Below are 20,098 nucleotides of genomic sequence, written 5' to 3'. Positions count from 1 at the left end.
CTCTTCGCTGCCTGCGTTCCATGATGATGATTTATCATTCAGGCGGCATTTTGCTGTCTTTTTTACGCTAATCTTACCCGGTGATTTATCGCCAGAGCGGTGGTAGCAAGGCAGCGCGCTTGCAGCGACCAGATATGCAGAGGGATGGGTGATTTATTCAGTTGCCAAACCCGCTGGAGTATTGAGATAATTTTCAGTCTGACTCTCGCAATATCTTATGAGGTTTCAGTTCATGTCCTGCGGCGCTCTCTGAGCGAAGCGGGTTTATCATTAACGAATAGTCTTAGTAGTACCGAAAAAATGGCAGAGAAACGCAATATCTTTCTGGTTGGGCCTATGGGTGCCGGAAAAAGCACTATTGGGCGCCAGTTAGCTCAACAACTCAATATGGAATTTTACGATTCCGATCAAGAGATTGAGAAACGAACCGGAGCTGATGTGGGCTGGGTTTTCGATTTAGAAGGCGAAGAAGGCTTCCGCGATCGCGAAGAAAAGGTCATCAATGAGTTGACCGAGAAACAGGGTATTGTGCTGGCTACTGGCGGCGGCTCTGTGAAATCCCGCGAAACGCGTAACCGTCTTTCCGCTCGTGGCGTTGTCGTTTATCTTGAAACGACCATCGAAAAGCAACTTGCACGCACGCAGCGTGATAAAAAACGCCCGTTGCTGCACGTTGAAACACCGCCGCGTGAAGTTCTGGAAGCGTTGGCCAATGAACGCAATCCGCTGTATGAAGAGATTGCCGACGTGACCATTCGTACTGATGATCAAAGCGCTAAAGTGGTTGCAAACCAGATTATTCACATGCTGGAAAGCAACTAATTCTGGCTTTATATACACTCGTCTGCGGGTACAGTAATTAAGGTGGATGTCGCGTTATGGAGAGGATTGTCGTTACTCTCGGGGAACGTAGTTACCCAATTACCATCGCATCTGGTTTGTTTAATGAACCAGCTTCATTCTTACCGCTGAAATCGGGCGAGCAGGTTATGTTGGTCACCAACGAAACCCTGGCTCCTCTGTATCTCGATAAGGTCCGCGGCGTACTTGAACAGGCGGGTGTTAACGTCGATAGCGTTATCCTCCCTGACGGCGAGCAGTATAAAAGCCTGGCTGTACTCGATACCGTCTTTACGGCATTGTTACAAAAGCCTCATGGTCGCGATACTACGCTGGTGGCGCTTGGCGGCGGCGTAGTGGGCGATCTGACCGGCTTCGCGGCGGCGAGTTATCAGCGTGGTGTACGTTTCATTCAAGTCCCGACGACGTTACTGTCGCAGGTCGATTCCTCCGTTGGCGGCAAAACCGCGGTCAACCATCCCCTCGGTAAAAACATGATTGGCGCGTTCTACCAGCCTGCTTCAGTGGTGGTGGATCTCGACTGTCTGAAAACGCTTCCCCCGTGTGAGTTAGCGTCGGGGCTGGCAGAAGTCATCAAATACGGCATTATTCTTGACGGTGCGTTTTTCAACTGGCTGGAAGAGAATCTGGATGCGTTGTTGCGTCTGGACGGTCCGGCAATGGCGTACTGTATTCGCCGTTGTTGTGAACTGAAGGCAGAAGTTGTCGCTGCCGACGAGCGCGAAACCGGGTTACGTGCTTTACTGAATCTGGGACACACCTTTGGTCATGCCATTGAAGCTGAAATGGGGTATGGCAATTGGTTACATGGTGAAGCGGTTGCTGCGGGTATGGTGATGGCGGCGCGGACGTCGGAACGTCTCGGGCAGTTCAGTTCTGCCGAAACGCAGCGTATTATAACCCTGCTCACGCGGGCTGGGTTACCGGTCAATGGGCCGCGCGAAATGTCCGCGCAAGCGTATTTACCGCATATGCTGCGTGACAAGAAAGTCCTTGCGGGAGAGATGCGCTTAATTCTTCCGTTGGCAATTGGTAAGAGTGAAGTTCGCAGCGGCGTTTCGCACGAGCTTGTTCTTAACGCCATTGCCGATTGTCAATCAGCGTAACAACAAGAAAGGTCAGGCCGCTTATCAAGCGGTCTATTAGCTTCAGGTTAATTGCAACGTGGTAAGCATTAACCTTTTAGTGGGGTGTTAAATGGATGAATTCAAACCAGAAGACGAGCTGAAACCCGATCCCAGCGATCGTCGTACTGGTCGTTCTCGTCAATCTTCTGAGCGTACTGAACGTGGCGAACCGCAGATCAATTTTGATGATATTGAACTTGATGACACTGACGATCGCCGTCCGACTCGTGCGCAAAAAGAGCGCAATGAGGAACCGGAAATCGAAGAAGAAATTGACGAATCCGAAGATGAAACCGTGGATGAAGAGCGCGTAGAACGTCGTCCGCGTAAGCGCAAAAAAGCAGCCAGTAAACCCGCTTCTCGTCAGTATATGATGATGGGCGTCGGCATTCTGGTTCTCCTGCTGTTGATCATCGGTATCGGTTCTGCGCTAAAAGCCCCCTCGACCTCTTCCAGCGATCAAACCGCGTCTGGCGAGAAGAGTATTGATCTTGCTGGCAATGCGACCGATCAGGCGAATGGCGTGCAGCCAGCGCCGGGAACCACGTCTGCGGAAAATACTCAGCAGGATGTTTCTCTGCCGCCGATCTCTTCTACGCCGACTCAAGGGCAAACCCCGGCGGCAACGGATGGTCAACAACGTGTTGAAGTGCAGGGTGACCTGAACAATGCGCTGACCCAGCCACAAAATCAGCAACAGTTGAATAATGTGGCGGTCAATTCCACGTTGCCGACTGAACCCGCGACGGTCGCGCCTGTTCGCAATGGCAATGCATCGCGTGACACGGCGAAAACGCAAACCGCTGAACGTCCGGCCACTACGCGTCCAGCTCGCCAGCAGGCGGTGATTGAACCGAAAAAACCGCAAGCAACCGTGAAAACGGAACCGAAGCCGGTAGCACAGACGCCGAAGCGTACTGAACCAGCTGCTCCTGTGGCGAGCACGAAGGCACCGGCTGCGACCTCTACGCCAGCACCAAAAGAGACCGCAACTACGGCTCCAGTACAGACGGCATCCCCGGCGCAAACCACGGCAACACCAGCCGCTGGAGGGAAGACCGCAGGTAATGTTGGTTCGTTGAAATCGGCACCGTCCAGCCATTACACTCTGCAGCTGAGCAGTTCCTCTAACTACGACAACCTGAACGGTTGGGCGAAGAAAGAGAATCTGAAAAACTACGTTGTCTATGAAACGACGCGTAATGGTCAGCCGTGGTATGTCCTGGTTTCTGGCGTGTACGCTTCGAAAGAAGAGGCGAAAAAAGCGGTATCTACATTGCCAGCAGATGTCCAGGCCAAAAACCCGTGGGCGAAACCGCTGCGTCAGGTACAGGCCGATCTGAAGTAATCAAGGTTATCTCCCGCAATGGTTTATCATCGCGGGAGTTGCCTGAAGCGCTGGATGCTGTCGGAGCTTTCTCCACAGCCGGAGAAGGTGTAATTAGTTAGTCAGCATGAAGAAAAATCGCGCTTTTTTGAAGTGGGCAGGGGGCAAGTATCCCCTGCTTGATGATATTAAACGGCATTTGCCCAAGGGCGAATGTCTGGTTGAGCCTTTTGTAGGTGCCGGGTCGGTGTTTCTCAACACCGACTTTTCTCGTTATATCCTTGCCGATATCAATAGCGACCTGATCAGTCTCTATAACATTGTGAAGATGCGTACTGATGAGTACGTACAGGCCGCACGCGAGCTGTTTGTTCCCGAAACAAATTGCGCCGAGGTTTACTATCAGTTCCGCGAAGAGTTCAACAAAAGCCAGGATCCGTTCCGTCGGGCGGTACTGTTTTTATATTTGAACCGCTACGGTTACAACGGCCTGTGTCGTTACAATCTGCGCGGTGAGTTTAACGTGCCGTTTGGCCGCTACAAAAAACCCTATTTCCCGGAAGCAGAGTTGTATCACTTCGCTGAAAAAGCGCAGAATGCCTTTTTCTATTGTGAGTCTTACGCCGATAGCATGGCGCGCGCAGATGATGCATCCGTCGTCTATTGCGATCCGCCTTATGCGCCGCTGTCTGCGACCGCCAACTTTACGGCGTATCACACAAACAGTTTTACGCTTGAACAACAAGCGCATCTGGCGGAGATCGCCGAAGGTCTGGTTGAGCGCCATATTCCAGTGCTGATCTCCAATCACGATACGATGTTAACGCGTGAGTGGTATCAGCGCGCAAAATTGCATGTCGTCAAAGTTCGACGCAGTATAAGCAGCAACGGCGGCACACGTAAAAAGGTGGACGAACTGCTGGCTTTGTACAAACCAGGAGTCGTTTCACCCGCGAAAAAATAATTCTCAAGGAGAAGCGGATGAAACAGTATTTGATTGCCCCCTCAATTCTGTCGGCTGATTTTGCCCGCCTGGGTGAAGATACCGCAAAAGCCCTGGCAGCTGGCGCTGATGTCGTGCATTTTGACGTCATGGATAACCACTATGTTCCCAATCTGACGATTGGGCCGATGGTGCTGAAATCTCTGCGTAATTATGGCATTACTGCCCCTATTGATGTGCATCTGATGGTGAAACCGGTCGATCGCATTGTGCCAGATTTCGCTGCCGCTGGTGCCAGCATCATAACCTTTCATCCAGAAGCCTCCGAGCATGTTGACCGCACGCTGCAACTGATTAAAGAAAATGGCTGTAAAGCGGGGCTGGTATTTAACCCGGCGACACCGCTGAGCTATCTGGATTACGTGATGGATAAGCTGGATGTGATCCTGCTGATGTCCGTCAACCCTGGTTTCGGCGGTCAGTCTTTCATTCCTCAAACACTGGATAAACTGCGCGAAGTACGTCGTCGTATCGACGAGTCTGGCTTCGACATTCGACTGGAAGTGGACGGCGGCGTGAAGGTGAACAACATTGGCGAAATCGCTGCGGCAGGTGCCGATATGTTCGTCGCTGGTTCGGCCATTTTCGATCAGCCAGACTACAAAAAGGTCATTGATGAAATGCGCAGTGAACTGGCAAAGGTAAGTCATGAATAAGTTTGAAGATATTCGCGGCGTCGCTTTTGATCTCGATGGTACGCTGGTGGACAGTGCTCCTGGTCTGGCTGCTGCGGTAGATATGGCGCTGTATGCGCTGGAGTTGCCCGTCGCAGGTGAAGAACGCGTTATTACCTGGATTGGTAATGGCGCAGATGTTCTGATGGAGCGTGCATTGACCTGGGCGCGTCAGGAACGTGCGACTCTGCGTAAAACAATGGGTAAACCGCCCGTTGATGACGACATTCCGGCAGAAGAACAGGTACGTATTCTGCGTAAACTGTTCGATCGCTACTATGGCGAGGTTGCCGAAGAGGGGACGTTTTTGTTCCCGCACGTTGCCGATACGCTTGGCGCATTGCAGGCAAAAGGCCTGCCGCTAGGTCTGGTCACCAACAAACCGACGCCGTTCGTCGCGCCACTGCTCGAAGCCTTAGATATCGCAAAATACTTTAGCGTGGTCATTGGCGGCGATGATGTGCAAAACAAAAAACCGCATCCGGACCCACTGTTACTGGTGGCTGAGCGGATGGGCATTGCCCCACAACAGATGCTGTTTGTTGGCGACTCACGCAATGATATTCAGGCAGCAAAAGCAGCCGGTTGCCCTTCAGTTGGCTTAACCTACGGATATAACTACGGCGAGGCTATCGATCTTAGCCAGCCTGATGTAATTTATCAGTCTATCAATGACCTTCTGCCCGCATTAGGGCTTCCGCATAGCGAAAATCAGGAATCGAAAAATGACTAAGCCCATCGTTTTTAGTGGCGCACAGCCCTCAGGTGAATTGACCATTGGTAACTACATGGGTGCGCTGCGTCAGTGGGTAAACATGCAGGATGACTACCATTGCATTTACTGTATCGTTGACCAACACGCGATCACCGTGCGCCAGGATGCACAGAAGCTGCGTAAAGCAACACTGGATACGCTGGCGTTGTATCTGGCTTGTGGTATCGATCCTGAGAAAAGCACCATTTTTGTTCAGTCCCACGTGCCGGAACATGCGCAGTTAGGCTGGGCACTGAACTGCTATACCTACTTCGGCGAACTGAGCCGCATGACGCAGTTTAAAGATAAATCTGCGCGTTATGCCGAGAATATCAACGCGGGTCTGTTTGATTATCCGGTGCTGATGGCGGCGGATATTCTACTGTATCAAACCAATCTGGTGCCGGTGGGTGAAGACCAGAAACAGCACCTGGAACTGAGCCGCGATATCGCTCAGCGTTTTAACGCGCTGTATGGCGATATTTTTAAAGTACCGGAGCCGTTTATTCCGAAATCTGGCGCGCGCGTAATGTCGCTGCTGGAGCCGACCAAGAAGATGTCCAAGTCTGACGATAACCGCAATAACGTTATCGGCCTGCTGGAAGATCCGAAATCGGTAGTGAAGAAAATCAAACGCGCGGTCACTGACTCCGACGAGCCGCCGGTAGTTCGCTACGATGTGCAGAATAAAGCGGGCGTTTCCAACCTGCTGGATATTCTTTCTGCGGTAACTGGCCAGAGTATCCCGGAACTGGAAAAACAGTTCGAAGGCAAGATGTATGGTCATCTGAAAGGCGAAGTGGCTGATGCCGTTTCCGGTATGCTGACTGAATTGCAGGAACGTTATCACCGTTTCCGCAACGATGAAGCCTTCCTGCAACAGGTGATGAAAGACGGCGCGGAAAAAGCCAGTGCACACGCTTCTCGTACGCTAAAAGCGGTGTACGAAGCGATTGGATTTGTGGCGAAGCCGTAATTTAACATTAATGCCAAAAACCGGGGGAACCCGGTTTTTTTATCCTCTTTTTGCAATAATCCGAAAAAATGTGAAGCGCCTCGCCATTTTCATATCTCACAGTTGCCACTTATCTTCAATTTAATGAAGATATAAATATTCACTTTATTGAAAATTTACTATGCGTCGAACGTTTATCAAAAAAGAAGGCGTCGTCATCACGACACTGGCCCGTTATTTGTTGGGTGAAAAGTGCGGTAATCGACTGAAAACCATAGATGAACTGGCAACTGAATGCCATTCATCGGTTGGTCTGACACAGGCCGCGTTGAAAACGCTGGAATCAAGCGGAGCGATACGGATAGAACGCCGTGGGCGCAATGGCAGTTATCTGGTGGAAATGGATAACAAAGCGCTGCTGAGTCATGTGGATATCAATAACGTTGTGTGTGCCATGCCTTTGCCCTATACCCGCTTGTACGAAGGTTTAGCAAGCGGGCTGAAAGCCCAGTTTGATGGCATTCCTTTTTACTATGCGCATATGCGCGGCGCGGATATTCGCGTGGAGTGTTTGCTTAACGGTGTCTATGACATGGCGGTGGTTTCCCGACTGGCGGCAGAAAGTTATCTCACGCAAAAAGGCTTATGCCTCGCGCTGGAGTTGGGGCCGCATACCTACGTTGGTGAGCATCAGTTGATTTGCCGTAAAGGGGAGTCTGCAAAGGTGAAACGCGTGGGGCTGGATAACCGTTCGGCGGATCAGAAAATTATGACCGATGTCTTTTTTGGCAGTAGCGATGTAGAACGTGTCGATCTCTCATATCACGAGAGTTTACAACGCATTGTTAAAGGCGATGTCGATGCGGTGATCTGGAATGTGGTAGCGGAGAGCGAACTGGCCATGCTGGGATTAGAAGCGATGCCACTGACGAACGATCTGCGATTTTTACAGGCTACTGAAGCCGTGATACTAACGCGTGCCGATGATTACCCAATGCAACAACTGCTGCGTGCAGTGGTTGATAAACAGGCCCTGCTTGCCCATCAACAACGAGTGGTGAGTGGGGAACAGGAACCCAGTTATTAAATGAAAGGCATCTGAAATGGAAACCAGACTCAACCTGCTTTGCGAGGCAGGCGTTATTGATAAGGACATCTGCAAAGGCATGATGCAGGTCGTCAAGGTACTGGAAACCGAATGCCATTTGCCAGTGCGCAGCGAGCAAGGAATGATGGCGATGACACATATGGCGAGCGCACTGATGCGCAGTCGCCGTGGTGAAGAAATAGAGCCGCTGGATAACGAATTGCTGGCAGAGCTGGCGCAATCCAGCCACTGGTCAGCCATTTTACAATTGCATCAGGTGTTGTTGAAGGAATTCGCACTGGAAGTTAACCCGTGTGAAGAAGGCTATTTGCTGGCCAACCTTTATGGATTATGGATGGCTGCTAACGAAGAGGTTTGAGGCTCCCGACAAATCCACGTCGCACAACCTAAATATTCAAAAAAATGAATATTTAATTCAAGGAACAGAAACGAGGCAACAAGATGTTTGTAGAAGCATTGAAACGCCAGAACCCGGCACTGATTTCCGCCGCACTAAGATTGTGGCAACAGGGCAAGATCGCCCCGGACAGTTGGGTAATCGACGTCGATCAGATACTGGAAAACGGTAAGCGGCTGATTGAGACGGCGCGGCTTTACGGCATTGAACTGTATCTGATGACCAAGCAGTTTGGTCGTAATCCGTGGCTGGCAGAAAAACTGCTGGCGCTGGGTTACAGCGGCATTGTGGCGGTGGATTACAAAGAGGCACGAATCATGCGCCGCGCAGGTTTACCGGTGGCGCATCAGGGGCATCTGGTACAAATCCCTTGTCATCAGGTTGCTGACGCCGTTGAACAGGGCACCGACGTCATCACCGTGTTTACACTCGACAAAGCGCGGGAAGTTTCTGCGGCAGCGGTGACGGCCGGGCGGGTCCAGCCTGTGCTGCTCAAAGTTTATAGCGACGATGATTTTCTTTATCCGGGGCAGGAGAGCGGTTTTGCACAGCATTCGCTGCATGAGGTGGTTGCTGAAATCCAGAAACTACCGGGGTTACATTTAGCCGGATTAACCCATTTCCCTTGCCTGCTATGGGATGAGGCTGCCGGGAAAGTTTTGCCAACACCGAACCTCCAGACGCTGGTCAATGCTCGTAACCAACTTCTGAAGTCTGGAGTTGTACTTGAGCAATTAAACGCGCCTTCAGCGACCAGCTGCACTTCGCTGCCATTACTGGCGGAATACGGTGTGACTCATGCCGAACCCGGCCATGCGCTGACGGGGACGATTCCGGCAAACCAGCAGGGCGACCAACCTGAACGTATCGCCATGCTTTGGCTGAGCGAAATTTCCCATCACTTCCGTGGCGACAGCTACTGCTACGGCGGCGGTTATTACCGTCGTGGTCACGCGCAACATGCGCTGGTGTTTACGCCAGAAAATCAAAGCATTACTGAAACATATCTCAAAGCCGTAGATGACAGCAGTATCGACTACACCCTGCCGCTGGCAGGCGAGCATTCGGTAAGCAGTGCTGTGGTGCTCTGCTTTCGCACGCAGATTTTTGTCAGCCGTAGCGATGTGGTGCTGGTATCGGGTATTCAGCGCGGCGCGGCAGAAATTGTGGGGCGTTATGACAGCCTCGGTAACCCTCTGGAGGCGTAATGGCGCGATTTGTGGTGTTAGTGATTGATAGCTTTGGCGTAGGCGCAATGAAAGATGTCACGTTGGTGCGCCCACAGGATGCCGGGGCGAATACCTGTGGTCACATCCTGAGCCAGTTGCCGCATTTGCAGCTACCAACGCTGGAGAAAATGGGGCTAATCAACGCATTAGGTTATGCGCCAGGCGATATGCAGCCGTCAGACTCCGCAACCTGGGGCGTGGCAGAGTTGCAACATGAAGGTGGCGACACCTTTATGGGGCATCAGGAAATTTTAGGCACGCGCCCGTTACCGCCGCTGCGGATGCCCTTTCGCGATGTGATTGACCGTGTTGAACAGGCATTAGTCACCGCTGGCTGGCGGGTTGAGCGCCGTGGCGAAGAGTTGCAATTTCTGTGGATTAATCAGTCGGTTGCCATTGGCGATAACCTCGAGGCGGATTTAGGCCAGGTCTATAACATCACCGCCAATCTCTCTGCGATCTCTTTTGACGACGCAATCAAAATTGGTCGTATCGTGCGTGAGCAGGTACCGGTCGGTCGGGTCATTACATTTGGCGGCCTGTTAACCGACAGCCAGCGCATTCTCGATGCGGCTGAAAGTAAAGAAGGGCGCTTTATTGGCATAAATGCGCCGCGTTCTGGCGCTTATGACAATGGCTTCCAGGTCGTACATATGGGCTACGGCGTCGATGAAAAAGTGCAGGTGCCGCACCAACTGCATCAAGTGGGCGTGCCCACGGTGCTGGTGGGTAAGGTGGCAGATATCGTCAGCAATCCTTATGGCGTGAGCTGGCAAAACCTGGTGGATAGCCAGCGGATTATGGATGTCACCCTTGACGAATTTAACACGCATCAGACGGCGTTTATTTGCACCAATATCCAGGAAACCGACCTCGCTGGTCACGCAGAAGACGTCGCACGTTATGCCGAACGTTTGCAGGTCGTTGACCGTAACCTTGTCCGGCTTGTTGAGGCGATGCAGCCAGATGATTGCCTGGTCGTGATGGCGGATCACGGTAACGATCCGACCATTGGTCACAGCCACCATACCCGTGAAGTAGTGCCAGTGCTGGTTTATCAGCAAGGGCTGGTCCACACGCAACTCGGTGTGCGCACCACGCTTTCTGATGTGGGGGCTACCGTGTGTGAATTTTTCCGTGCGCCACCGCCACAAAATGGTCGCTCTTTTCTTTCCTCCCTCCGGTTTGCAGGAGACACCCTATGAGTTTTGATCCGACGGGCTTCACCCTCGCCCATGAGCATCTGCATATTGATCTCTCCGGCTTTAAAAACAACGTGGACTGCCGCCTTGATCAGTATGCGTTCATTTGCCAGGAGATGAACGACCTGATGGCACTGGGGGTGCGTAATGTGATTGAGATGACCAACCGTTACATGGGGCGCAATGCACAATTTATGCTCGATGTAATGCACGAGACGGGGATCAACGTGGTGGCCTGCACCGGTTATTACCAGGACGCGTTTTTCCCGCAACATGTGGCGACCCGCAGTGTGCAGGAACTGGCGCAGGAGATGGTCGATGAAATTGAACAGGGTATCGATGGCACGGAGCTGAAAGCCGGGATCATCGCGGAGATCGGCTCCAGCGAAGGAAAGATTACGCCGCTGGAAGAGAAAGTTTTTATTGCCGCCGCGCTGGCACATAACCAGACCGGACGCTCGATCTCCACGCATACGTCGTTCAGCACGATGGGGCTGGAGCAATTGGCTCTGTTGCAAGCCCACGGAGTTGATCTTTCGCGCGTCACCGTTGGTCACTGCGATCTGAAAGACAACCTCGACAACATTTTGAAGATGATCGATCTCGGCGCCTATGTACAGTTCGACACCATTGGCAAGAACAGTTACTACCCGGACGAAAAGCGCATTGTGATGCTTCATGCGCTACGCGACCGTGGGTTGCTGAACCGCGTCATGCTGTCGATGGATATTACGCGCCGCTCTCATTTAAAAGCCAACGGTGGTTATGGCTATGACTATTTATTAACCACCTTTATTCCGCAATTGCGCCAGTCAGGATTCAGTCAGGCCGATGTGGATGTGATGTTACGTGAAAATCCCTCTCAATTTTTCCAATAAGGACAGACTCATGAAAAAGATTGGTGTTGCAGGCTTACAGCGTGAGCAGATTAAAAAAACCATTGAAGCGACGGCTCCTGGCTGTTTTGAAGTTTTCATTCATAACGACATGGAAGCGGCGATGAAGGTGAAATCCGGGCAACTGGATTACTACATCGGCGCGTGTAATACCGGTGCGGGCGCGGCATTGTCGATTGCCATCGCGGTGATTGGCTATAACAAAAGTTGCACCATTGCCAAGCCGGGCATTAAAGCGAAAGACGAGCATATCGCCAAAATGATCGCCGAAGGGAAAGTGGCGTTTGGGCTTTCCGTTGAGCACGTCGAACATGCGATTCCGATGCTGATTAACCATCTGAAATAAAAGGCACGACTATGGATCTGTATATTCAGATTATCGTGGTGGCGTGCCTGACGGGTATGACATCGCTTCTGGCGCATCGCTCGGCAGCCGTTTTTCATGACGGTATCCGCCCGATCCTGCCGCAACTGATTGAAGGCTATATGAACCGTCGTGAGGCGGGGAGTATCGCTTTTGGTCTGAGCATTGGTTTTGTGGCCTCGGTGGGGATCTCTTTTACCCTGAAAACCGGGTTGCTCAACGCATGGTTACTCTTTCTTCCTACCGATATCCTCGGCGTACTGGCGATAAACAGCCTGATGGCGTTTGGCCTTGGTGCACTCTGGGGCGTACTGATCCTCACCTGCCTGCTGCCGGTAAACCAGCTGCTGACCGCGCTACCGGTGGATGTATTAGGTAGTCTGGGGGAATTAAGCTCGCCAGTGGTTTCAGCTTTTGCACTGTTCCCGTTGGTGGCGATTTTCTACCAGTTTGGCTGGAAGCAAAGTCTGATCGCCGCCGTGGTAGTGTTGATGACCCGTGTGGTGGTAGTGCGCTATTTCCCGCATCTCAATCCGGAATCCATCGAAATCTTTATTGGCATGGTGATGCTGCTGGGGATCGCGATAACTCACGACCTGCGTCATCGTGATGAAAATGATATTGATGCCAGCGGGCTTTCGGTGTTTGAAGAACGCACGTCGCGGATTATCAAAAACTTACCGTATATCGCCATCGTAGGGGCGCTGATTGCCGCAGTTGCCAGCATGAAGATTTTTGCTGGTAGTGAAGTGTCGATCTTCACCCTGGAGAAAGCATATTCCGCAGGCGTTACACCGGAGCAATCGCAAACGCTGATCAACCAGGCGGCGCTGGCGGAATTTATGCGCGGGCTGGGCTTTGTGCCGTTGATTGCCACCACCGCGTTAGCAACAGGTGTGTATGCCGTTGCGGGCTTTACCTTTGTTTATGCGGTGGGCTATCTCTCTCCGAATCCGATGGTTGCGGCGGTATTAGGCGCAGTGGTTATTTCGGCAGAAGTCCTGTTACTTCGTTCGATCGGCAAATGGCTGGGACGCTACCCATCGGTACGTAATGCGTCGGATAACATCCGTAACGCCATGAATATGCTGATGGAAGTGGCTCTGCTGGTCGGTTCTATTTTCGCAGCAATTAAGATGGCGGGCTATACCGGATTCTCCATCGCGGTTGCCATTTACTTCCTCAACGAATCCCTGGGCCGTCCGGTACAGAAAATGGCGGCACCGGTCGTAGCCGTAATGATCACCGGCATCCTGCTGAATGTTCTTTACTGGCTTGGTCTGTTCGTTCCGGCTTAAGGAAGGTACCTATGAAGACGTTTCCTTTGCAAAGCCTGACGCTTATTGAAGCGCAGCAAAAGCAGTTTGCGTTGGTGGATACGATTTGCCGTCATTTTCCCGGCAGCGAGTTTCTTACACGCGGGGATTTAGGCTTAACGCCAGGGCTGAATCAACCGCGTATTACTCAGCGTGTGGAGCAGGTGCTGGCTGATGCGTTTCATGCGCCAGCGGCGGCGCTGGTACAGGGCGCAGGTACTGGAGCGATTCGTGCGGCGCTGGCAGCTTTGCTCAAACCGGGGCAGCGTCTTCTGGTGCATGACGCGCCGGTTTACCCGACGACTCAGGTCATTATTGCGCAGATGGGGCTGACGCTTATCACTGCTGATTTTAATGACCTGTCGGCACTGAAGCAGGTCGTCGACGAGCAACAACCAGATGCCGCGCTGGTGCAGCATACGCGCCAACAGCCGCAGGACAGCTATGTGCTGGCAGATGTGCTGGCAACATTGCGTTCGGCTGGCGTTCCTGCGTTAACCGATGACAATTATGCGGTGATGAAGGTGGCTCGAATTGGCTGCGAATGCGGCGCGAATGTTTCGACATTCTCCTGTTTCAAGCTGTTTGGACCAGAGGGTGTTGGCGCAGTGGTAGGTGATGCCGATGTTATTAACCGGATCCGCGCCACGCTCTATTCCGGCGGCAGTCAGATCCAGGGCGCACAGGCGCTGGAAGTATTGCGTGGTCTGGTGTTTGCGCCAGTCATGCACGCGGTGCAGGCGGGGGTATCTGAACGGTTGCTGGATTTACTTAACGGTGGCGCGGTGGCGGAAGTTAAAAGCGCCGTTATTGCCAATGCGCAGTCGAAGGTGTTGATTGTGGAGTTTCATCAACCGATTGCCGCCAGAGTGCTTGAAGAGGCGCAAAAGCGCGGCGCGTTGCCTTACCCGGTCGGCGCAGAGTCAAAATATGAAATCCCGCCGCTCTTTTATCGACTTTCCGGAACGTTTCGTCAGGCGAATCCGCAATTAGAACATTGTGCAATTCGCATTAACCCGAATCGCAGCGGTGATGAGACGGTATTGCGGATTTTGCGCGAGAGTATTGCCAGCGTTTAATTCTGGGAACGATGTTTTCGCAGAGGATGGAGAAAAATACGCCCTCGGAAAATTCAGAGGGCGTTAGCTCATTAAATCGGTGTTAGCCGATTTCTGTCAGAGACTTACTGTGCAGTAGGACCGCAACCGCCAATGATTTTAGAAATAGAAATTGCCGGGTGCAGCAGGTAGTCGTAAGAGCAGTTCTTATCACGGTTTTCAATATGACCAGTACATGCAGTTAACGTAGCCAGTACTGCACCTACCAGTGCAACTTTAATAAATTTGTTCATTTACATTCCCTATGTATTATATATTAATTAATATTCATTGATTATATGAATATAAGCGGACTGCTCATAAAGAACGATACAGGAATATTTAATTGGCGTCAGTGAGTGAATGACTTAATTTTGTAAGTCGCTGTAACGGTGAATATAATCCATTAGCAAATGATATTTATTAAGAGGGTATGCTTTATTTGCTGAATATATAAAAAGAGTGATAAAGAGGGCCAGAATTATCTGGCCCGGGTAAAATTAATGGTTAGAGAACCAGTTCAATTTATCGCGCAGGCCAACGACCCGACCAATAATAATTAATGAGGGACTGTTCATTTGCTGCGCCAGCTCGCCCAGTTGCGTGAGCGTACCGTCAATCACGCGTTGCGTTACCGCCGTACCGTTTTCGACAATCGCCACCGGCATTTCGCAAGGCATTCCGTGTTCAATCAGTTTTTGCTGAATGGTCGCGGCCTGATTAAGCCCCATATAGAACACCAGCGTCTGTTTTTCGGCTGCCAGGTTTTCCCAGTCCAGCTCGCCACCGGTTTTTAAGTGTCCGGTAATTAAGCGTACGCTCTGAGCATAATCGCGATGCGTGAGCGGAATGCCCGAATAGGCAGAGCAACCAGACGCTGCGGTAATACCTGGAACCACCGAGAACGGAATGCCTGCATTGCACAGTGTTTCCAGCTCTTCGCCACCACGGCCAAAAATAAACGGATCGCCGCCTTTCAGCCGCACCACGCGTTTGCCTTTTTGCGCTTCCCGCAGCAGGATCTGGTTAATCTCTTCCTGCGGTACGCAGTGGTATCCCGCGCGTTTGCCGACGAAAACGCGATCAGCATCGCGGCGTACCAGATTCATAATATCGTCAGAAACCAGACGGTCGTAGACCACCACATCTGCCTGCTGAATTTGTTGCAGTCCTTTTAGTGTCAGCAGACCGGCATCGCCCGGACCTGCGCCAACCAGCACCACTTCACCGCGATGATCGAGCGGTTCATTGATTAACTGTTCGGTCGTTTCGGTAATGGCTTTCTGATCGTTGTTCGCCAGCGACTGCGCCAGGCGATCATTAACGAACAGTTTTTCCCAGAAACGGCGACGTTCACCCATCGTGGCGAACTGTCGTTTGACCCGACCGCGTAACTGCCCCGCATATTTTGCTACCTGGCCGAGATGCAGCGGCAGCAGTGATTCAAGTTTTTCGCGCAACAGTCGCGCCAGAACCGGAGAGGTGCCGCCAGAGGAGACCGCTACCATGAGCGGGGAGCGGTCAATAATCGACGGCATAATAAAGCTGGCGGCTTTCGGCGCATCGACCACGTTACAGAAGATACGACGAGATTCGGCGGCTTCGCTGACACGCTGGTTAAGCGCGTCATCATCCGTCGCCGCAATTGCCAGCCAGCAGGTGTCGAGAAGGCTTTCATCAAATGGCCCTTCGACGAGGGTTAACATGCCTGCATCTGCCCATGCGGTGAACTGTGGAATAAACGCTAATGCATTCACCGTTAAGCGAGCACCTGCGTCTAACAGCAACCTTGCTTTGCGTTCCGCGACATCACCACCGCCGACAATCAAACAGTCGCGGTCGCGTAATTGGCAAAATATAGGCAAATGATCCACGTAAAAACCCCTTAATAATTAACCGGCAGCCGTTTCAGTTTGATTAAATTTGTCCGCAACCGGACGATTAGCTTTCGGCGTAGCATACCAATAACCCAATCCCATGAATACGGCACCCGATAAAGTATTACCCAGCGTCACCCACAGCAGGTTATGACCAATACCCGCCAGCGTGTAGGCTTCGCTGTGGTTGCCGAACCATGAGAGCGCGAACAGCGTCATGTTAGCGATGGAGTGCTCGTAACCGGACGCAATAAACGCCAGCAGACACCACCAGATTGCGATAAATTTCGCCGCGCCTTCAGTACGCAGTGCCATCCAGATTGCCAGACAAACCAGCCAGTTACACAATGCGCCTTTGAAGAACAGTACCATTGCCGGTGCGGTGGTTTTAGCCAGCGCGACGGAGTGAACAATACTGGTATCTACTGGCAAAAGGCTACCACCGCCCCAGCTATAAAGCATGGCAACAAAGACGGAACCGACCAGGTTACCCAGCCAGGTTTGCGGCAGGATTGCCCACATTTGCCCGTGGCTAATGGTGCCCGCTTTCACCCCAAAGGTGAGGAACATGGTGTGTCCGGTGAACAGTTCAGAACCGGCGATAATGACCAGCGTTAAGGCGATACCAAAGGTCGCGCCCATCACCAGAGGACGTACGGACGGATCGAGCAAATTACCGAGCGTGAAAATCAGGATGATCCCCAGCCCCACATACGCGCCCGCCATCGCGGAGCTTACCCAGAAGCCGAGCGGGTTATTTGCCGACAGGCGTGCAATGCGCGCAGCGTTAGCCGCACACTTATTAATAGTGTCTGTAAACATTTGATTATCCTTTAAAAAATAAAAACAAAAAATAAAACAAAAAGTTTAAAAAATGTCCTGCAATATACTTAAGGTCATTACAGGACAATGCAAAAAGGGGAGGCATTGCGCCTCCCGTTAAAACAATTAACCGCGTAGCTGTACCACGCCGTCTTTCACTCGTGCCTCGTAATGCTTGACGGAAAACTGTTCATCTTCCATGCATAAACCGTCGCTTAAGCGAAAACGCTGTTTTTTCAGCGGACTGGCGGCCCACAGCTCGCCCTGGTGTTCCGCAATCAGCCCGCGTGACAGCACGCTGGATTCGAAGAACGGATCGATGTTGCTGATCGCAAACACCTGGTCGCTGTGATACGGGCGGAAAATCGCTACCTGCTCGTCACCTAACAGCGCGCAGACGCCGGTTTCAGGCAGGATGTCATCAATTTTGCAGATGTCTTTCCACTGGCTCATGCGTTGTCCTCCACCAGAGTTACCGGGATACGTTCATACGGCGTTGCCGGACGGTGCTGTTCGCGCTCTGGCACCATCTGCACGTTCGGGTCACGCTTGTCGCTGTTGATGAAGTGTTTGAAGCGAATCTGCGCGGACGGTGTATTGACCGTTTCAGTCCACTCACACACTACCGCTTCACGCAGGCGCGCCATCTCTTCTTCCAGATGTGCGTTCAGCCCCAGCTTGTCGTCAATGATCACCGCTTTCAGGTAATCGATGCCGCCTTCGAGGTTTTCTAACCACGGTGCGGTACGCGTCAGTTTGTCGGCAGTACGGATGTAGAACATCATGAAGCGGTCAAGATATTTGATCAGCGTTTCGCGATCGATATCCGCTGCCAGCAGATCCGCATGACGCGGTTTCATGCCGCCGTTACCGCACACATACAGGTTCCAGCCTTTTTCGGTGGCGATAATACCTACGTCTTTACCCTGAGCTTCTGAACATTCACGGGTACAGCCGGAGACACCGAACTTCATTTTGTGCGGCGTACGGATGCCTTTGTAGCGGTTTTCCAGTTCCACGCCGAGGCCGACGCTGTCGCCAACGCCATAGCGGCACCAGGTGCTACCCACGCAGGTTTTCGCCATACGCAGTGCTTTCGCATAGGCATGACCGGTTTCGAAACCTGCTTCAATCAGCTGACGCCAGATCTCCGGCAGATCGTCTTTCTGTGCGCCAAACATCGCCAGACGCTGGGAGCCGGTGATTTTGGTGTAGAGATTAAATTCACGCGCGATACGACCCACTGCCATCAGCCCTTCTGGGGTGATTTCACCACCCGGAGAACGCGGGATCACCGAGTAGGTGCCGTCTTTCTGGATGTTAGCGAGGAAGTTGTCGTTAGAATCCTGCAGCGGAGTATGTTCCGGCTTCAGAATGTATTCGTTCCAGCAGGAGGCCAGCAGCGAACCGACGGTCGGTTTACAAACCTCACAACCGTAGCCTTTACCGTGTTTCGCCAGCAGTTCTTCGAAGGTTTTAATGCCTTCAACGCGGATCAAATGGAACAGTTCCTGACGCGAATAAGCAAAGTGTTCGCACAGGTTATTGTTAACTTCGATACCCTGTTTTGCCAGTTCCGCGTTCAGTACCTGAGTGACCAGCGGGATACAGCCACCGCAGCCAGTACCCGCTTTGGTTTCGGCTTTCAGCGCCGCAACGGTGTGGCAGCCTTTGTTGATGGCAGCAATCAGATCGCCTTTGGTGACGTCGAAGCAGGAGCAGATTTGCGCGCTGTCCGGCAGTTTATCAACACCAATAGACGGCTTGCCGCTACCTGAGTGCGCCGGCAGGATCAGGGAATCCGGGTTTTCCGGCAGTTCGATTGCGTTCAGCACCAGTTGCAGCAGGTTACCGTAGTCGCTGGTATCACCCACCAGTACTGCACCGAGCAGGGTTTTGTTGTCTTCGCTGACAATCAGGCGTTTGTAGATCTCTTTACTTTCGTCGAGGTAAACGTAGCTACGTGCGCCAGGCGTGCGACCGTGAGCATCGCCAATACCGCCTACGTCTACGCCAAGCAGTTTCAGCTTGGCGCTAAGGTCAGCACCTTCAAAGGCGTTTTCGCTACCGAGAATATGGTCAACGGCGACCTGCGCCATTTTGTAGCCAGGTGCTACCAGACCAAATACACGGTTGTTCCAGCTTGCGCATTCACCGATGGCGTAGATATCTGGATCGGAAGTCTGGCAGGAATCATTAATGACGATACCCCCACGAGGAGCAACGTCCAGACCACACTGGGTTGCCAGCTTATCGCGCGGACGGATACCGGTAGAGAAGACGATAAAGTCGACTTCCAGTTCGCTGCCGTCGGCAAAACGCATGGTTTTACGCGCTTCGACACCTTCCTGCACAATCTCAAGAGTGTTTTTGCTGGTGTGAACGCGTACACCCATGCTTTCGATTTTGCGACGCAATTGCTCGCCGCCCATCTGATCAAGCTGTTCCGCCATCAGCATAGGGGCAAATTCGATAACGTGGGTTTCAATGCCTAAGTTTTTCAGCGCGCCAGCGGCTTCCAGACCTAACAGGCCGCCGCCAACAACGGCACCGCGCTTACTGCGACGGGCGCAGGATTCAATGGCGTTGAGGTCTTCAATGGTGCGATAGACAAAGCAGTCCTGAGTATCAGAACCTTTGATTGGCGGGATCCACGGATAGGAACCGGTCGCCATGATCAGCTTGTCATAAAAAACGGTACGTCCGGCGCTGGAGTGAATCACCTTCTCCTGACGGTTGATGGTGATAGCGCGTTCGCCGACCAGAACTTTAATACCGTGTTTTTCGTAAAAGCCTTCGCGCACCAGCGACAGCTCTTCGGCGGTGTGGTGAGAGAAGTAAGACGAGAGGTGTACGCGGTCATAAGCGATGCGCGGTTCTTCACAGAAAACGGTAATATCAAAGTTGGCCGCATCAGATTTATCAAGAAGATCTTCGATAAAGCGATGGCCGACCATACCGTTACCGATAATTGCGAGTCTGACTTTGCTCATTTTTGCCTCGATTTCTTTTCTATTACCGCCTACCTTAACGATTCAGCAACCCCGCTTATTGATGTAAATCAAATTCACCTTTATATACTCCTTAAG

The 20,098-nt window shown here is 52.1% G+C and carries 20 protein-coding genes; 15 read left to right on the top strand and 5 right to left on the bottom strand.

Features of this window, described 5'->3' with window-relative positions:
- The first annotated feature begins 300 nt into the window (after nucleotides 1-300).
- From aroK to QUE74_RS21340, 15 genes are all read left to right on the top strand, one after another.
- A complete protein-coding gene (aroK, locus tag QUE74_RS21410) occupies nucleotides 301-822 on the top strand; it encodes a shikimate kinase AroK (protein WP_000818618.1) in 522 nt (173 codons plus the stop codon).
- Between the two features lie 56 nt (nucleotides 823-878).
- A complete protein-coding gene (gene aroB, locus QUE74_RS21405) occupies nucleotides 879-1,967 on the top strand; it encodes a 3-dehydroquinate synthase (protein WP_063080522.1) in 1,089 nt (362 codons plus the stop codon).
- Between the two features lie 91 nt (nucleotides 1,968-2,058).
- The gene (gene damX, locus QUE74_RS21400) at nucleotides 2,059-3,336 is read left to right on the top strand and encodes a cell division protein DamX (protein ID WP_000343231.1); all 1,278 of its coding nucleotides are present in this window, start codon (nucleotides 2,059-2,061) and stop codon (nucleotides 3,334-3,336) included.
- Nucleotides 3,337-3,442: 106 nt separating this feature from the next.
- Nucleotides 3,443-4,279 carry an adenine-specific DNA-methyltransferase gene (gene dam, locus QUE74_RS21395; protein WP_000742143.1) on the top strand — a complete coding sequence of 279 codons (837 nt, stop codon included), beginning with the start codon at nucleotides 3,443-3,445 and terminating at the stop codon, nucleotides 4,277-4,279.
- A 17-nt stretch (nucleotides 4,280-4,296) separates the two neighbouring features.
- Nucleotides 4,297-4,974 carry a ribulose-phosphate 3-epimerase gene (gene rpe / locus QUE74_RS21390; protein ID WP_000816280.1) on the top strand — a complete coding sequence of 226 codons (678 nt, stop codon included), beginning with the start codon at nucleotides 4,297-4,299 and terminating at the stop codon, nucleotides 4,972-4,974.
- Nucleotides 4,967-5,725, top strand: a complete 759-nt coding sequence (gene gph / locus QUE74_RS21385) for a phosphoglycolate phosphatase (protein ID WP_001031720.1) — start codon at nucleotides 4,967-4,969, stop codon at nucleotides 5,723-5,725. The genes rpe and gph overlap by 8 nt, the downstream gene beginning before the upstream one ends.
- The gene (gene trpS / locus QUE74_RS21380) at nucleotides 5,718-6,722 is read left to right on the top strand and encodes a tryptophan--tRNA ligase (protein WP_000165543.1); all 1,005 of its coding nucleotides are present in this window, start codon (nucleotides 5,718-5,720) and stop codon (nucleotides 6,720-6,722) included. The genes gph and trpS overlap by 8 nt, the downstream gene beginning before the upstream one ends.
- A gap of 160 nt (nucleotides 6,723-6,882) precedes the next feature.
- Entirely contained in the window at nucleotides 6,883-7,788 is a 906-nt protein-coding gene (gene yhfZ / locus QUE74_RS21375; RefSeq protein WP_001254794.1) for a GntR family transcriptional regulator YhfZ, read from the top strand.
- A 16-nt stretch (nucleotides 7,789-7,804) separates the two neighbouring features.
- Entirely contained in the window at nucleotides 7,805-8,167 is a 363-nt protein-coding gene (locus QUE74_RS21370) for a hypothetical protein (RefSeq protein ID WP_000450045.1), read from the top strand.
- A gap of 83 nt (nucleotides 8,168-8,250) precedes the next feature.
- Nucleotides 8,251-9,414 carry a YhfX family PLP-dependent enzyme gene (locus tag QUE74_RS21365; RefSeq protein WP_000497315.1) on the top strand — a complete coding sequence of 388 codons (1,164 nt, stop codon included), beginning with the start codon at nucleotides 8,251-8,253 and terminating at the stop codon, nucleotides 9,412-9,414.
- Complete coding sequence (locus QUE74_RS21360; protein ID WP_000090638.1) at nucleotides 9,414-10,640, top strand: phosphopentomutase; 1,227 nt, start codon at nucleotides 9,414-9,416, stop codon at nucleotides 10,638-10,640. Before QUE74_RS21365 ends, QUE74_RS21360 begins: the two co-directional genes overlap by 1 nt.
- Entirely contained in the window at nucleotides 10,637-11,515 is an 879-nt protein-coding gene (locus QUE74_RS21355) for a phosphotriesterase-related protein (RefSeq protein ID WP_000006969.1), read from the top strand. The genes QUE74_RS21360 and QUE74_RS21355 overlap by 4 nt, the downstream gene beginning before the upstream one ends.
- Before the next feature lie 10 nt (nucleotides 11,516-11,525).
- Nucleotides 11,526-11,879: a DUF2620 domain-containing protein gene (locus tag QUE74_RS21350; protein WP_000719728.1), complete on the top strand. Its 354-nt coding sequence runs from the start codon at nucleotides 11,526-11,528 to the stop codon at nucleotides 11,877-11,879.
- A gap of 11 nt (nucleotides 11,880-11,890) precedes the next feature.
- Nucleotides 11,891-13,195, top strand: a complete 1,305-nt coding sequence (locus QUE74_RS21345) for a YhfT family protein (RefSeq protein ID WP_000366881.1) — start codon at nucleotides 11,891-11,893, stop codon at nucleotides 13,193-13,195.
- Between the two features lie 11 nt (nucleotides 13,196-13,206).
- Entirely contained in the window at nucleotides 13,207-14,292 is a 1,086-nt protein-coding gene (locus QUE74_RS21340) for an aminotransferase class I/II-fold pyridoxal phosphate-dependent enzyme (RefSeq protein WP_000847200.1), read from the top strand.
- 104 nt (nucleotides 14,293-14,396) lie between these two features.
- On the opposite strand, the gene QUE74_RS21335 is transcribed toward QUE74_RS21340, so the two are convergent.
- From QUE74_RS21335 to nirB, 5 genes are all read right to left on the bottom strand, one after another.
- Nucleotides 14,397-14,564 (bottom strand): YhfL family protein, encoded by a 168-nt coding sequence (locus QUE74_RS21335; RefSeq protein ID WP_001031834.1) that lies wholly within the window; start codon nucleotides 14,562-14,564, stop codon nucleotides 14,397-14,399.
- 246 nt (nucleotides 14,565-14,810) lie between these two features.
- On the bottom strand, nucleotides 14,811-16,184 hold the full coding sequence (cysG, locus tag QUE74_RS21330; protein WP_000349877.1) for a siroheme synthase CysG: 1,374 nt from the start codon (nucleotides 16,182-16,184) through the stop codon (nucleotides 14,811-14,813).
- An 18-nt stretch (nucleotides 16,185-16,202) separates the two neighbouring features.
- Complete coding sequence (gene nirC, locus QUE74_RS21325; RefSeq protein WP_000493563.1) at nucleotides 16,203-17,009, bottom strand: nitrite transporter NirC; 807 nt, start codon at nucleotides 17,007-17,009, stop codon at nucleotides 16,203-16,205.
- A gap of 126 nt (nucleotides 17,010-17,135) precedes the next feature.
- Entirely contained in the window at nucleotides 17,136-17,462 is a 327-nt protein-coding gene (nirD, locus tag QUE74_RS21320; RefSeq protein ID WP_286331835.1) for a nitrite reductase small subunit NirD, read from the bottom strand.
- Nucleotides 17,459-20,002 (bottom strand): NADPH-nitrite reductase large subunit, encoded by a 2,544-nt coding sequence (nirB, locus tag QUE74_RS21315; RefSeq protein ID WP_000049210.1) that lies wholly within the window; start codon nucleotides 20,000-20,002, stop codon nucleotides 17,459-17,461. Before nirB ends, nirD begins: the two co-directional genes overlap by 4 nt.
- Nucleotides 20,003-20,098 lie beyond the last annotated feature (96 nt).

Source organism: Escherichia sp. 10290, assembly GCF_030295155.1.
In the GTDB taxonomy this organism is placed as follows: domain Bacteria; phylum Pseudomonadota; class Gammaproteobacteria; order Enterobacterales; family Enterobacteriaceae; genus Escherichia; species Escherichia coli_F.
The sequence above is the reverse complement of the archived record's forward strand: the minus strand, read 5'-3'. Positions and strand labels throughout refer to the sequence as shown.